Here is a 13587-nt window from a genome sequence, read left to right on the forward strand (position 1 = left end):
GCTTCAGTGAGCGCGGCCGATACAGAACTCCACCACGTCCGCCAGCGCCGACTTCATCGGGCTGTCGGCGAACAGCGCCAGGGCGTCCTTGGCCATGGCGCCATAGTGACGCGCGCGCTCGATGGTGTCTTCCAGCGTCTTGTGGCGGCGCATCAGGCCGATGGCATGCTCGAGATCGGCCTCCTCGATCTCGCCGCGCTCCAGCGTGCGGCGCCAGAAGTCGCGCTCGGCCTCGTTGCCGCGCCGGAAGGCCAGCACCACCGGCAGGGTGATCTTGCCCTCGCGGAAATCGTCGCCGACATTCTTGCCGAGCTTGGCGTCAGAACCGCCGTAATCCAGCGCATCGTCGACGAGCTGGAAGGCAATGCCGAGATTCATGCCGAAAGAACGGCAGGCGGCCTGTTCATCCTTGGGCCGCTCAGCCAGGACCGGGCCGACTTCGCAGGCAGCCGCGAAGAGTTCGGCCGTCTTGCCGCGAATCACCGCCAGATATTCGTCCTCCGTGGTCGCCGTATTCTTGGCTGCGGCGAGCTGGGCCACTTCGCCCTCGGCGATGACGGTTGCGGCGGTCGAGAGAATGTCGAGCGCCTTGAGCGAGCCGACTTCCACCATCATTTTGAAAGCCTGGCCGAGCAGAAAATCGCCAACCAGCACGCTCGCTTCATTGCCCCACAGCATGCGGGCGGCCGGCTTGCCGCGCCGCATGTCGCTCTCGTCGACGACGTCGTCGTGCAAAAGCGTGGCCGTGTGCATGAATTCCACGGAGGCAGCGAGCTTCACATGGCCATCGCCCCGGTAGCGTGCGAGCTGCGCGGTCGCCAATGTCAGGATCGGGCGCAGGCGCTTGCCTCCGGAGGAGATCAGATGATTGGCGACTTCCGGGATCATCGTCACCTCCGACCCCGTCCGCGACAGGATGGTGGTGTTGACTCGCGCCATATCCGCCTTGGTCAGGTCGACGATCGGCTGAAGCGAGCCTTGCGACCCGGATTTGTCCTCGAATGCGACAACGACGCCCAATACATGCACTCCGTTTTGCCGGCACCATAGAAATGCGCGGCTCCCCATACAAGCTCGCTGTTGTCGCGCCAACAAGCTCGTTGCAATTGTCGCGATAATCGCAACGATTGCGGCATGGAAGAAATCGTTCGTACCAATGATCCCGTGCTGATCTCCTATATCGAGGCCTTGCTGACCGAGGCGGGCGTGGTTCATCTCGTGCTCGACACGCATATGAGCGTGCTGGAAGGCTCGCTCGGCATGATCCCGCGCCGTATCCTCGTCGACGCCGACCAGAGCGCGCTGGCGCGCCGGCGTCTGACCGAAGCGGGTCTCGGCAAGGAGCTGCGCACGCCGTGACCAGGACCGAGCCCGGGACCGGGACCACGCTCTCGGCCTTTCTCGGCGGCCGGCTGCAGCTCGTCCAACCGGACCGGGGCCATCGGGTCGGAACCGACGCCGCCTTGCTTTCTGCCTGCCTCTCGCCGGCCGCCGGCGAGGTGGTCTACGACCTCGGGGCGGGAATCGGCGCCGCCGGCCTCGGCCTTGCCATCCGCTGCCCTCGGTGCCGCGTCGCCTTGGTGGAGATCGACCCGGCCATCGCGGCTCTAGCGGCCGAGAATGCAGCACGCAACGGCCTTGTCGAGCGCGTGACCACGCTCGAGGCCGACGTCACCCGGCGTCCTGCCAGGGGTCAATCCCTGGTTCCCGGCACGGCAGACCACGTCATCATGAATCCACCCTTCCACCTTCCCGGCACGATTCGCCCGGCACCCGATGCCTATCGCGCCGGCGCGCATGTGCATGGCCAGGCCGACGAGGAAGCCTGGATCCTGTGCGCCCTCGCCCTCCTGCGCGCCAGGGGCAGCCTCGCCCTCATCCACCGGCCCGACGCCCTGCCCAGGCTGCTGGCAAGCCTCGACCGCCGCTTCGGCGACATCCGGGTCAAGCCCGTGCAGCCTCGGGCCGGCACGCCGGCAGTCCGCCTTCTCATCCGCACCGTCAAGGGATCGCGCGCGCCCTTCCTCCTGCTGCCGCCGCTGGTCCTGCATACCGAGGACGGCGGCTTCACAGCCGAAGCGGATGCCCTGCATCGCGGCGAAGCGACGATCGACTGGCAGGACCCGCCTCGAGCCTAGCCCGTTTCGTTCAGGAGCGAGAGGAAGCGGGCGAACAGGCCGGCCTGGGAATGGATGCCGAGCTTGTGGTGGATGTTGCGGCGATGCACCTTCACCGTGCCCGTCGAGATATGCAGCAGGCGGCTGATCGAATCCGACGAGTGCCCCTGCAGCACCAGATTGACGATTTCACCTTCCCGCGCCGTCAGCGACTGGCTGGCCCAGAGCCGGGCCCGGTCGAGATCGCTGCCCGGCAGCGGCAACGTCGTCACCCGGCTGCCGGCCTCACCGAACTCCGGCAGGTCGCGCCAATGCTGCGCGCAGAGCGCGAGCACGATCGGGGTCAGGTCGCGCAGTCCGCGCACCTCCGCGGTGCCGAACGGCCCCGAGGCGGCCAGGCGCATCAGCGACCATACCACCGAGGTCTGTTCGGGGAGCTGAACGAAGAAGCCGACCTCCTCGGCCAGGCCCGTCTGACTGTAATAGGAGCGAAAATACTCGCTGGTGTAGAACCGGTCGGGCGCCAGCTCACGCATGCGCCGGAAGCCTTCGCATCCCCCGATCGCGGCGCGATGGAAGGGGTCGAGCAGGTAGGCGCCATCCTGGTAGAGAGCCACGAAGACATGGCTCTCGGCGGGCGAGAAGGTCTCGTACAGCATCGGCGGCCGAGCCGAGCCGCGATAGGCGAACACCACACTGTGGTCGAACCGCGCATGCAGGCCGAGCCAAGCCAGCAAGGCGCGCTCGAAGTCACCCGAACCGCCGCGCCCCGCCGCCTTTATCGCGTCTGCCAGCGCCGTGGATGCCGCCAAATTATGCCTGGAGCTGCCGATTTCTACCCCCTGTGCTGAACAAACATGCAGGATATACCCCCTGTTGGGTATATACGATAGGAAATCGGCTCTGCTAGCTTTCCTTTCGCATAAGGGCCGAAAAGCAAGAACAACCGGCCGGAACGATAAGGCCCGGCATCGACCGAGGGGACCAGCGCGGATGAACGATACGACCTCGCCCGACATCGAGTTTCGCGCCGTTGCCAAGCGCTATGGCGAGGTCACTGCGGTGCATGGCATCGACCTCGCCATTCCCAGCGGCGCTTTCGTCGCATTGCTCGGGCCCTCGGGCTGCGGCAAGACCACCTGCCTGCGCATGATCGGCGGTTTCGAACAGCCGAGCAGCGGCCAGGTGATGATCCGTGGCCAGGACATGGCGGGCACGCCGCCCTATCGCCGCCCGGTCAACATGGTCTTCCAGCAATATGCCCTGTTTCCGCATCTGAGCGTCGGCGACAACATTGCCTATGGCCTGCGCCAGGCCCGGCCCCGCCTGCCAGGCTCGGAGATCGCCCGGCGCGTCGACGAGGCGCTCGCCATGGTGCGCCTCTCCGGCTATGGCCGCCGGCGCATCCACGAGCTCTCCGGCGGCCAGCAGCAGCGCGTCGCGCTGGCCCGCGCGCTGGTCAACAAGCCCGCCGTGCTGCTGCTCGACGAACCGCTCGCCGCTCTCGACAAGAAGCTGCGCACCGAGATGCAGCTCGAGCTGCAGAACCTGCAGAGGTCCCTCGGCATCACCTTCGTGCTCGTCACCCATGACCAGGAAGAGGCGCTCTCGATGAGCGATCTCGTCTGCGTGATGAACAAGGGCCATATCGTCCAGACCGGGGCACCCAGTCAGATCTATGACAATCCTGCCGACCTCTTCGTCGCCGATTTCGTCGGAAAGTCCAATTTCCTCGACGGCAAGGTCACCGAGGTCGACGGGAAGGCGGCCAGCATCGTGCTGGCCGACGGCACCACGCTCCAGGCCCGCAGCCATGCCCCGCTTCGGCCCGGCCAAGCCGCGCGCGTCAGCATCCGCCCTGAAGCCATGCGCCTGGAAGCCGGCGACGGACCGAGCCTGCGCGGCACCGTGCACAACCGCATCTTTCTCGGTTCGACGGCCGAATATGCCATCGACGTCAAGGACGTCGGCACAATCCTGGTCGCCGCCGACCACCTGGCGCAGGGCCCGGGCCTCAAGGGACCTGGCGACAGCGTCTCGATCGGCTTCGCACCGGGAGCACCACTCGCCTTCGCCGCCTGAACGATCCGAAAAACCGCGCAAAGCGGCACCACCAGAGGGAAATGAGACATGTCGAAATCCTATCGCGACGGCCTGCCGATCTCGGCTCAGGGCTTTGTCGACCAGCTGCTGCGCTACCGGAGGGGCTCGATCAGCCGCCGCCATTTCCTGGGCGCGACAGGCCTGGGCCTGGCGATGGCTGTCCTCGGCCGCGAGAACGGCGTCCTGCCCGGCCCCGCTCATGCCGCCGGCGACCTCGGCGACAAGATGTCGATCGCCACCTGGCCCAATTATCACGACCCGCAGACCTTCGTGAATTTCACCAAGGCGACGGGCGTCGCCGTCGAGGTCAACGTCTTCGGTTCGAACGAGGAGATGCTGGCCAAGCTGCAGGCCGGCGCGACTGGCTGGAGCCTGTTCGTGCCGACCAACTACACCATTTCCACCTATAAGAAGCTCGGGCTCATCGACGCCATCGATCTTGCCAAGCTGCCGGCCTATAGCGCCCCCACCGAGGATGCCCGCTTCACGGCCGAGGGCACCGTCGACGGCACGGTCTATGCCGTGCCGAAGAATTGGGGCACCACCGGCTTTGCGGTCAACACCCAGAAGCTCACCAAGCCGCTGGCGAGCTGGAAGGATTTCTGGGACACCGCCATGGCCGAGGGCTCCAACCGCACCATGGTGCATGACTACCAGCTCACCACCATCGGCAACGCCCTGAAATATTTCGGCTATTCCTTCAATTCGCTCAAGCAGGACGAGCTTGCCAAGGCCGAGGAACTGCTGATCAAGGCCAAGCCACATCTCTATGCGGTGTCCTCGGACTATCAGCCGCCCATGCGCGCCAACGATGCCTGGATGACGATGTGCTGGACCAATGACGGCGCGCAGCTCAACCGCGACCTGCCCTACATCAAGTATGTCCTGGGCAAGGAAGGCGGCGAGATCTGGACCGATTTCTACGCCATTCCCAAGGACGCACCCAACAAGCCGGCCGGCTATGCCCTGCTCAACTATCTGATGACGCCGGAAAATGCCGTGAAGGAGCACATCGCCAATGGCGCCCCCTGCACGGATTCGCGCGTCAACGCCCTGCTGCCCAAGGAGTTTCTCGCCAATCCCATCCTCTATCCGGCAGCCGAGTTGCTGAAGCCGCTGGAATTCGGAGCCGCGGCGACGCTGACCGATCCGGCCCGCGCCGAACTGATGGCCCGTTTCAAATCAGCCTGACCGACCCCCTCAGGATGGCTGGAGGTAAGGTCGTTCCGTCATTCCCGGCGCCACCGCAGGTGGCGGGAAGGGAATCCAGGGGCCAGGGGCGCCGTATTTGCCCCTGGATTCCCTTCCCCTCACCCTCTCTCGCTTCGCTCGCGAGCGGCTCGGCCGGGAATGACTGCATCCCTCACGCTGAGAACCTATTCCGCCAGTGCAGCTCCATCCTTCCCTCGGAACCGATCCAGTGGCCTCCTCCCGCGCCCGCCGCACAATCGTGACCGCCTTGCTGCTCGCCCCGGCGAGCGCTTGGCTCGTGGTCTTCCTGGTGCTGCCCTTCATCGCCGTGCTCGTCTTCAGCGTCGGCGAGCGGGCACCGGAAGGCGGCTACCAGGCCGCGCTCTCCTTCGCGCAATATGCCAATCTAGGCGCGCGCTCCACCGCCTTCTGGAACACCGCGATCCTGGCGCCGGCCGGCGCCTTCGCCTGCCTGCTGGTCGCCTATCCCGTCGCCTACTACCTCGCCATCAAGGCACCGCCCCGCTGGCGGCTGATTCTCCTGGCGCTGGTCGTCATCCCGTTCTGGACCAGCCTTTTGATGCGCTCCTATGCCTGGATGTACATCCTCGGCTCGCGCGGTATCCCGGCGTTGCTCGACCTGGTGGGCATTGCCGATATCAGGCTGCTCAACACGCCGGGCTCGGTGCTGGTCGGCATCGTCTATGGCTACCTGCCGCTGATGATCCTGCCGATCTATGTCAGTCTCGAACGGCTCGACCGGCGCCTGCTGGAAGCCTCGGCCGACCTCGGCGCCACCCCCTTCTCGACCTTTTTCGGCGTCACGCTGCCTTTGTCCCTGCCCGGCGTGATGACGGGTTTCAGCCTGGTGATGATCCTGCTGCTCGGCGAATATCTGATCCCGACCCTGCTCGGCGGAGGCAAGGTGTTCTTCATCGGCAACGCCCTGGTCGATCTCTTCCTGCAATCGCGCAACTGGCCGTTCGGCTCGGCCATCGCCGTGACGCTGGTCGTCGCCTCGGTCGTGGTGCTGCTGATCGCCAACCGCATCACCGCACGCGTCTCGGGCGCCCGGCAGGTGGACCTGATCTGATGAGAGCCTTCGTCGCCGCCGTCTTTGCCTTCCTCTATCTGCCCATCGGGCTGCTGGTGCTGTTCTCCTTCAATGCCGGCCGCAATGCCAGCGAGATCGTCGGCTTCTCGACCAAATGGTACGGCACGGCGCTCGCCAACCCCTTCCTCACCGAAGCCCTGCGCAACAGCCTGATCGTCGCCTCCAGCAGCGCCCTGCTGGCCGCGATCTTCGGCACGGCCGCCGCCCTCGGCCTTTCGCGCGTGGGACCCCGGACCCGCCTCGTCTTCGATGCCCTTTTCGGCGCCGCCCTCGTGGTGCCCGGCGTGGTCATCGGCATCGCCACGCTGGTGGCGCTGGTCCAGGTCTTCGCCTTCGCCAATCCGCTGCTCGCCGCAATCTGGCCCGGCGACGCCCCGCCCAGGCTGGGCCTCGGCTACGGCTCGATCATCGCCGCCCACGGCCTGTTCTCGATGGCACTGGTAACCATGATCGTGCGGGCCAGGCTCGGCAGCCTGAGCCGGGACCTGGTGGAGGCTTCGAGCGATCTCTACGCCACGCCCTTCACCACTTTCCGTTCCATCGTGCTGCCGCAGATCTTCCCGGCCATTCTCGCCGGCTTGCTGCTGGCCTTCACCTTTTCCTTCGACGATTTCATCGTCGCCTTCTTCGTGGCCGGCCCCCAAACCACCCTGCCGATCTATGTGTTCGCCTCGATCCGCCGGGGCGTCACTCCCGAGATCAACGCCATCGCCACGCTGGTGCTGGTCGCCTCGGTGCTGATGGTGCTGCTGGCCCAGTTCCTGCTGCGCAAGCGCCGGTAACGGGCGTTGCGCCCACCAATCCTGAGTGAGTGACCATGATCCTCGAAAATCGCATCGCCATCGTCACCGGCTCGGGCTCGGGCATTGGCCAGGCTGGCGCCCTTGCCATGGCGCGCGAGGGCGCCATCGTGGTCGTCGCCGATCGGGACAACGATGCCGGCGAGGCGACCGCCAGCATGATTCGCGCGCAAGGCGGCCGTGCCGATGCCGTCACCACCGACGTGGCAGATGACACGGCGGTCGAACGCCTCATCGGCGGCACGCTCGACCGCCATGGCCGCATCGACATTCTGCACAACCATGCCGGCATTCAGGTCGGCGGTCCGCTGACAGAGGTCAGCCCGGATGGATTCGACGCCTCCTGGCGCATCAATGTGCGCGCGCATTTTCTGGCGGCGCGCCTCGCCATGCCGGCGATGATCGCGGCAGGGGGTGGCGTCATCCTCAACACCGCTTCCAATTCCGGCGTGTTCTACGATCGGGAAATGATCGCCTATGCCACCTCCAAGCATGCCGTGGTGGCGATGACGCGCCAGATGGCGCTCGACTATGCCCGGCACAAGGTTCGAGTGAATGCCCTCTGTCCCGGCTGGGTCGACACGCCGTTCAACGAGCCCTTCATTGCCCAGATGGGCGGCCGCGCCGCCATCGAGGCCTATGTGCGCGAAAAGATCCCGATGGGCCGCTGGGCCACGGCGGAAGAGATCGCCGAGGCCATTCTCTTCCTGGTCTCGGACCGTTCCGCCTTCATGACCGGCCAGGCCCTGGTCGTCGACGGCGGCGAAAGCATCGGCTGATACCAAGCCTCGGAGATGCCGACGGGTCAAAGCATGGCCTGCCTGCGATCGGAGGAAGGGTCAAATCAAAGACTTGACATGAGCCGTCGCCGCCAGCTCGGGCCAACTCGTATGAAGTCTGATTTACCCGCTCTGTCATTGTGAGCGAAGCGAAGCAATCCAGAGGCTTGAAGGCACAGAGTTTGCGGCCTCTGGATTGCTTCGCTTCGCTCACAATGACGGGCGGCCTTTTGGGTTCCTGATATTACAAATCAGCTCTACTCGTCTCCCGCGCGCCTTCCGCGCGGGCGGTATGGTCCTGCCTCGCGTTGACCAAAATGAACGCCCCTGTTTTTCGAGCAAAACACCCTGTCAATATTCGGCAGGAAACGTGTCGGTCGTCATCTGCAAAAGCGCTTTGAAAAGGCTTGACTCGGGCCGCCGGCTGGAGTGCAACTATGTCAATAACATGACAAATCTGTCGCAAACATTTGTCATCCGCGTTTTTCCGACGCTGTTGTCTGATGATTTGCCAGGGGAATCTCGCTTGCCTGCTTCCCGCCAGATGCAACCGTTAGGTCAAACGAGGGGGTCAACTTGAATAGGAATTTCGTCTACGTGATGATCGGTCTCGTGCTGGGCATCGCGCTCGGCATCGCCTGTTACTATTCCTTCCCCGACAAGAAAACGGCGGCCACGATCGCCGACTACATGTCCCTCGTCAGCACGATCTTCCTGAAGCTGATCAAGATGATCATCGGCCCGCTGGTGCTCTCCACCCTGATCGTCGGCATCGGCCATATGGGCGACGCGGCTACCCTGGGGCGGGTCGGCGCCAAGACCATGGGCTGGTTCATTTCCGCTTCGATCGTGTCGCTGCTGCTCGGCTTGGTCATGGCCAATCTCGTCCAGCCGGGGCACGGCATCGTCATCGCCGACCAGAGCGGCAATACCGCCAACATCCAGACGGCCTCCTTCAGCTTCAAGAATTTCATCGAACATCTGGTCCCGACCTCGATCTTCAAGGCGATGGCCGAAGGCGAGATCTTGCAGATCGTGGTGTTCTCGCTGTTCGCGGGCGTCGCCTGCATGGCCTTGGGCGAGCGCGGCAAGCCCCTCGTCCACCTGGCCGACGACGTCGCCCACATGATGCTCACCATCACGGGTTATGTGATGACGCTGGCGCCGCTGGCAGTATGCGCGGCCGTGGCCTCCGTCATAACTACATCCGGCCCGGGCGTACTGTTGAACTTCGTCAAGTTCCTCGGCGGCTTCTATCTGACGCTGTTCATCCTTTGGGCAATCCTGATCGGCATCGGCTATTTTCTGCTCGGCGCCCGCATGGGCAACCTGATCCGGCGCATGCGCGAGCCCTTCCTGCTCGCCTTCTCGACCGCGAGTTCGGAAGCCGCCTATCCCAAGATCCTCGACCAGCTCGAGAGGTTCGGCGTCCCCAAGCGCATCGCCAGTTTCGTGCTGCCGCTCGGCTATTCCTTCAATCTCGACGGCACCATGGCCTATACGACCTTCGCGACCCTCTTCGTCGCCCAGGCCTATGGCATGGAGCTTTCGCTCGGTACCCAGCTTGCCATCGCCGGTACGCTGATGCTGACGTCGAAGGGGGTCGCCGGCGTACCGAAGGCATCGCTGGTGGTGATCCTCGCCACCTTGCACCAGTTCAACATCCCGGATGCGGGGCTCTACTTGATCATCGGCATCGATCAGTTCCTCGACATGGGCCGCAGCGCCACCAATGTGATCGGCAACTCGCTGGCGGCCTCGGCAGTCGCCAAGTTCGAGGGCGGCCTCGGCCCCGAGAAGGACGACATCAACGCGCCGGAGGCGGCGCCTGTGGCGGCACCCGCCTGAGCCATCGGCGGCGGCACGGCTCGTGCCGCCGCTATCGTCCGGCAGTTCTCGCATGGCTACGCCCGGATTTTTCAGGAGAGACTCTTGCACAAACTCGTTGCGCTTGCTGCCGTCGCCCTGCTGACGGCAGCCGGGCCTGCCAAAGCCGAGGACATGATCGGGCAGGACCTGACGGCCGCGCCGAAGCAGGACTATTTTCCGCTGGAGCTGTCCGGCGTGCTGCTGAAGGCGAACCAGGCCGGTACTGTCACGATTGGCTATCGCGACGCCTCCTTCCCCTTCTCCTTCAAGCTCCCGACGCAGGCGGAGCCACAGGGCTACGCCATAGAACTGTGCAAGGGTGTGGTCGAGGAGATCTCCCGCGAACTGCACGACAAGCCGGTGCGCGTCGACTACAAGCTCGTCACCTCAGACACCCGCATCGCGGCCGTGACCTCAGGTGACGTCGACCTCGAATGCGGCTCGACCACCGCCAATGTCGAACGACAGAAGAGCGTCGCCTTCTCGCCCGTCACCTATGTCGCGGGCACCAAGCTGCTGGTCAAACGCGGCTCGGGCATCCGCTCCTACAAGGATCTGCAGGGCAAGACCCTGGTTGTGACGGCCGGTACCACCAATGAGGCGGCGCTGAAGCAGCTCAACGACAAATACCATCTCGGCATGATCATCGCCTCGGCACCGGACCATCAGCAGTCCTACGATATGCTGTCGGCCGGAAAGGCCGATGCTTTCGCCACCGACGATGTGCTGCTCTACGGCTTCATCGCCCGCAACCATGCCCAGAAGTCGCTGGCCGTGGTCGGTGATTTCATCACCTATGACGCCTATGGCATCATGTTCCGCAAGGACGACCCCCTGATGGCCGAAGCCGTCAAGCGCGCCTTCGCGGCGATGGCCGAACAGGGCAAGTTGGTGAGGACATACCGCAGATGGTTCCTCCAGCCGACCCCGACGGGCGAAAACCTCAATCTGCCGATCTCCCTGCAATTGACCGAAGCTTGGCGGGCGCTTGGCATCGACGCATTTTGATTGGCCAAGCCCCGGATGACGAACACCCCCGAATCTGGTTCGGGGGTGCCGATCGTCAGGCTGCGGAGACGATTTTCATCAGCGCCAGCAGACGCGGCGGTTCACCCAGCGCCAACCGTAATAGGTGTGGACGCGCACGCGCTGCCAGCGGCAGTAACGCGCCGGACGCGGACGCCAATGCGGGCGGTAATAGTGCGGACGGTAATAATGCGGGCGGCCACGGTGGTAGACCTTCTGTGCGGCATCCGGTGACGGGGCCGACTGCTCGATGGCCTGAATCACACCGGCATTGGCTGCGGGATGAACCACTGCAGCCTGGGCCGACTGCGCCGTCATTGCAGCGCCCCCCATGCCGAAAGCCAAGGCGGCTGCCAAAGCGAGTTTGCGAAACATTCGTTCCTCCTGCGATTCAAATCGGTGAAAGCTCGACCCAACCCCGAAGGGCCAGCTTACTATGATGTTAACTGCCGGAGCCGTGAAGGTTCCGGAGGAGCGGCGATTGTCGTTCGTCCCTTCCTGCCTTCACTATCCCCAGCATCGGCTGAATGCTGCTTGATCGACCCGTTCATCCAGCATTCAGCCAATAAGCCAACCTATCGTTCCGCCGGGATTTCGTGCCTATATGAAGCAAAGGCGTTCATCACCTTCTCGTGAGGATTGCCGTTTCACGATGCAAAGGAAAGGCGGAGCTGCGTTGACGACACCCGATACCCCGAAATCGGACAATCCATTGAAGCGAAGTTTCGGCCGAATCCGGCAGTTGCTGCCCGAGAAGTGGCGCCAGCCCGCGCCCGTGATCGCCGTCCTTCCGCTTTCCGGCACCATCGGCACCGGCTCTCGTTTCAGCAGCAGCCTCAGCATGACCAAGGTCGCCAAACTCATCGACGGCGCTTTCGCCGTGAAAGGCGCCAAGGCGGTGGCGCTGGTCATCAATTCGCCCGGCGGCTCGCCGGCACAATCGCATCTGATCATGCGCCGTATCCGGGCCCTCTCTGCCGAGAAGAAGCTGCCGGTCTTCGCCTTCGTGGAGGATGTCGCGGCCTCGGGCGGTTACATGATCGCCTGCGCCGCCGACGAGATCATCGCCGATCCTGCCTCGATCCTGGGTTCCATCGGCGTGGTCTCCGCCTCGTTCGGCTTCGACAAATTGATCGAGAAGATCGGGGTCGAGCGCCGCGTCCACACGGCCGGGCGCTCCAAGACGATGCTGGATCCTTTCCGCCCCGAAAACCCCGAGGATGTCGAAAGGCTGGCCGCCCTGCAGCGCGACATCCACGACATGTTCATCGCCCTCGTCAAAGAGCGCCGCGCCGGCAAGCTCAAGGGCGAGGACGAGCAGTTGTTTTCGGGCGAGTTCTGGCTCGCGCCGCGGGCCATCGAACTCGGCCTTGCCGACGCCATCGGCGACGTAAGGTCCACCATGCGCGCGCGCTATGGCGAGAAGGTGCGCTTCAAGACCGTTACCGAACCACGTGGTCTGCTTGCCCGGCGCCTCGGGCTCGGCGCCCATTTTTCGGCCGCCGAAAGCGAGCAATTAACCGAAGGCATTCTTGCCGCACTCGAAGGGCGTGCAATTCGAGCCCGTTTCGGTTTATAGTTACGAAATGATGAATGAAGAGGACCTGCCATGCATCCTGTCGTTCTAGCCGTCGCCAGCCTTGTCGGGACCGTGGTTCTCGCGCGTCTGGTCAAGCGCGAATGGGAGCGAGTGAACAACGAACTCTACAAGCCCCAGCCCGTGCGGCAGGAAGCCATCAATCTGCGACGCGATCCGCGCAGCGGCGTCTATCGCCCGGAGTAGGGCCGAGCCCCGTCTGGCCGGTCCGGTCGCGGGCCCTCACGCAGTTCCATCAAACGCAAAGAAGCAGGTTCTTGCGAACCTGCTTCTGCTTTTTTGGCAGAACTTCGATCAATCGACGTTGCGGATGATCCGGCAATGCTTGCGCATCGGTACCGTCCGATCCTCGATGACGCTGCCGTCATCCAGCACCACCTGGCGCCAGACATTGGTGCAGCGCTGCTGATCGACGAATTTGAGCTGGACCTTGACCGGAGCGGGGACCGGGCGGCGCGGCGGCGGATTGCAGGCATGGGTGGGGCAAGGCGGCGGGTTGGTGATGATCACGCGCGCCTGGTCGGACATGCCGCCACCACCGCCGCCGCCACCCGGGTTTGACGGGCCGGAGCCGCGGTTGCCGCCGCCGCCACCACCGCCATTGCCGCCACTGCTGGCGGAGCCCGGACCAGTGCTCGCGGCAAAGGAGGTGGAAATAGAGCCGGCCAGCGAGCCCATGATCAGGGCTGCGACGAGACCGGTACGAAGAAGGGATTGCCTGGACATTATACTTACTCTCCTGAGGTTTGATTGTACGGGATCGGTTGATGTGTCCCGTTGCATCCCTTGTCTCATGAGAGCCTTCCGGCATCTGTGCGGACAGGCACAAGGCCGCGTGCCGCACAAACAGGTTTCCCCAGTGTCGATCTTGCTCTAAGGGTCGGGCACAGGTCTGTACCGGCGGAAACAGTTGCCCCGGCACGGCTCCGCTGGAGAAAAGTACGGTTTTCCTGAACCGCAATTTTCCGGTCTCTTTTGTTTTGACGCATCT

15 protein-coding genes are annotated in these 13587 nt (G+C 64.1%); 11 read left to right on the top strand and 4 right to left on the bottom strand.

Annotated features, from left to right (window positions below; genetic code table 11):
• Positions 1–3: 3 nt before the first annotated feature.
• Positions 4–1020, bottom strand: a complete 1017-nt coding sequence (locus C5L14_RS12690) for a polyprenyl synthetase family protein (RefSeq protein WP_181161147.1) — start codon at positions 1018–1020, stop codon at positions 4–6.
• A gap of 114 nt (positions 1021–1134) precedes the next feature.
• Between C5L14_RS12690 and C5L14_RS12695 the strand changes: the two genes are divergently transcribed.
• Positions 1135–1359 (top strand): DUF2007 domain-containing protein, encoded by a 225-nt coding sequence (locus C5L14_RS12695; protein ID WP_105862397.1) that lies wholly within the window; start codon positions 1135–1137, stop codon positions 1357–1359.
• On the top strand, positions 1356–2138 hold the full coding sequence (locus C5L14_RS12700) for a tRNA1(Val) (adenine(37)-N6)-methyltransferase (protein WP_105862398.1): 783 nt from the start codon (positions 1356–1358) through the stop codon (positions 2136–2138). The genes C5L14_RS12695 and C5L14_RS12700 overlap by 4 nt, the downstream gene beginning before the upstream one ends.
• Here the strand turns inward: C5L14_RS12700 and C5L14_RS12705 are convergent.
• Complete coding sequence (locus tag C5L14_RS12705) at positions 2135–2929, bottom strand: helix-turn-helix transcriptional regulator (RefSeq protein WP_245443369.1); 795 nt, start codon at positions 2927–2929, stop codon at positions 2135–2137. The genes C5L14_RS12700 and C5L14_RS12705 overlap by 4 nt on opposite strands.
• Before the next feature lie 181 nt (positions 2930–3110).
• Here C5L14_RS12705 and C5L14_RS12710 point away from each other — a divergent pair, with 181 nt between their 5' ends.
• The 7 genes from C5L14_RS12710 (at position 3111) to C5L14_RS12740 (ending at position 10981) form a co-directional block, all read left to right on the top strand.
• A complete protein-coding gene (locus tag C5L14_RS12710) occupies positions 3111–4199 on the top strand; it encodes an ABC transporter ATP-binding protein (protein ID WP_105862400.1) in 1089 nt (362 codons plus the stop codon).
• A gap of 48 nt (positions 4200–4247) precedes the next feature.
• A complete protein-coding gene (locus C5L14_RS12715; protein WP_105862401.1) occupies positions 4248–5411 on the top strand; it encodes an ABC transporter substrate-binding protein in 1164 nt (387 codons plus the stop codon).
• A gap of 229 nt (positions 5412–5640) precedes the next feature.
• Positions 5641–6504, top strand: a complete 864-nt coding sequence (locus C5L14_RS12720; protein ID WP_105862402.1) for an ABC transporter permease — start codon at positions 5641–5643, stop codon at positions 6502–6504.
• Positions 6504–7307 carry an ABC transporter permease gene (locus C5L14_RS12725; RefSeq protein ID WP_105862403.1) on the top strand — a complete coding sequence of 268 codons (804 nt, stop codon included), beginning with the start codon at positions 6504–6506 and terminating at the stop codon, positions 7305–7307. The genes C5L14_RS12720 and C5L14_RS12725 overlap by 1 nt, the downstream gene beginning before the upstream one ends.
• Positions 7308–7342: 35 nt before the next feature.
• Positions 7343–8104, top strand: a complete 762-nt coding sequence (locus tag C5L14_RS12730) for an SDR family NAD(P)-dependent oxidoreductase (RefSeq protein ID WP_105862404.1) — start codon at positions 7343–7345, stop codon at positions 8102–8104.
• A 600-nt stretch (positions 8105–8704) separates the two neighbouring features.
• Positions 8705–9952: a dicarboxylate/amino acid:cation symporter gene (locus C5L14_RS12735; protein ID WP_105862405.1), complete on the top strand. Its 1248-nt coding sequence runs from the start codon at positions 8705–8707 to the stop codon at positions 9950–9952.
• A gap of 84 nt (positions 9953–10036) precedes the next feature.
• Positions 10037–10981, top strand: coding sequence for an amino acid ABC transporter substrate-binding protein (locus tag C5L14_RS12740; protein ID WP_245443370.1), 945 nt, complete (start codon positions 10037–10039; stop codon positions 10979–10981).
• A 78-nt stretch (positions 10982–11059) separates the two neighbouring features.
• Here C5L14_RS12740 and C5L14_RS12745 read toward each other — a convergent pair whose 3' ends face one another.
• Complete coding sequence (locus tag C5L14_RS12745) at positions 11060–11374, bottom strand: hypothetical protein (RefSeq protein WP_105862406.1); 315 nt, start codon at positions 11372–11374, stop codon at positions 11060–11062.
• 337 nt (positions 11375–11711) lie between these two features.
• Here C5L14_RS12745 and C5L14_RS12750 point away from each other — a divergent pair, with 337 nt between their 5' ends.
• Both C5L14_RS12750 and C5L14_RS30345 read left to right on the top strand, forming a co-directional pair.
• The gene (locus C5L14_RS12750; RefSeq protein ID WP_245443371.1) at positions 11712–12578 is read left to right on the top strand and encodes a S49 family peptidase; all 867 of its coding nucleotides are present in this window, start codon (positions 11712–11714) and stop codon (positions 12576–12578) included.
• Positions 12579–12608: 30 nt separating this feature from the next.
• Complete coding sequence (locus tag C5L14_RS30345; RefSeq protein ID WP_156771628.1) at positions 12609–12782, top strand: hypothetical protein; 174 nt, start codon at positions 12609–12611, stop codon at positions 12780–12782.
• Positions 12783–12890: 108 nt separating this feature from the next.
• Here C5L14_RS30345 and C5L14_RS30350 read toward each other — a convergent pair whose 3' ends face one another.
• On the bottom strand, positions 12891–13322 hold the full coding sequence (locus tag C5L14_RS30350) for a hypothetical protein (protein WP_181161148.1): 432 nt from the start codon (positions 13320–13322) through the stop codon (positions 12891–12893).
• Positions 13323–13587 lie beyond the last annotated feature (265 nt).

Origin of the sequence: Labrys okinawensis (genome assembly GCF_002982075.1) — a bacterium.
GTDB lineage: Bacteria > Pseudomonadota > Alphaproteobacteria > Rhizobiales > Labraceae > Labrys > Labrys okinawensis_A.

What these genes read in the sequence shown, in the direction of transcription:
- C5L14_RS12695 (WP_105862397.1), top strand. Translation starts at nt 1,135, where the DNA reads ATGGAAGAAATCGTTCGTACCAATGATCCCGTGCTGATCTCCTATATC.
- C5L14_RS12710 (WP_105862400.1), top strand. Translation starts at nt 3,111, where the DNA reads ATGAACGATACGACCTCGCCCGACATCGAGTTTCGCGCCGTTGCCAAG.
- C5L14_RS12715 (WP_105862401.1), top strand. Translation starts at nt 4,248, where the DNA reads ATGTCGAAATCCTATCGCGACGGCCTGCCGATCTCGGCTCAGGGCTTT.
- C5L14_RS12725 (WP_105862403.1), top strand. Translation starts at nt 6,504, where the DNA reads ATGAGAGCCTTCGTCGCCGCCGTCTTTGCCTTCCTCTATCTGCCCATC.
- C5L14_RS12730 (WP_105862404.1), top strand. Translation starts at nt 7,343, where the DNA reads ATGATCCTCGAAAATCGCATCGCCATCGTCACCGGCTCGGGCTCGGGC.
- C5L14_RS12735 (WP_105862405.1), top strand. Translation starts at nt 8,705, where the DNA reads ATGATCGGTCTCGTGCTGGGCATCGCGCTCGGCATCGCCTGTTACTAT.
- C5L14_RS12745 (WP_105862406.1), bottom strand. Translation starts at nt 11,374, where the DNA reads ATGTTTCGCAAACTCGCTTTGGCAGCCGCCTTGGCTTTCGGCATGGGG.
- C5L14_RS30345 (WP_156771628.1), top strand. Translation starts at nt 12,609, where the DNA reads ATGCATCCTGTCGTTCTAGCCGTCGCCAGCCTTGTCGGGACCGTGGTT.
- C5L14_RS30350 (WP_181161148.1), bottom strand. Translation starts at nt 13,322, where the DNA reads ATGTCCAGGCAATCCCTTCTTCGTACCGGTCTCGTCGCAGCCCTGATC.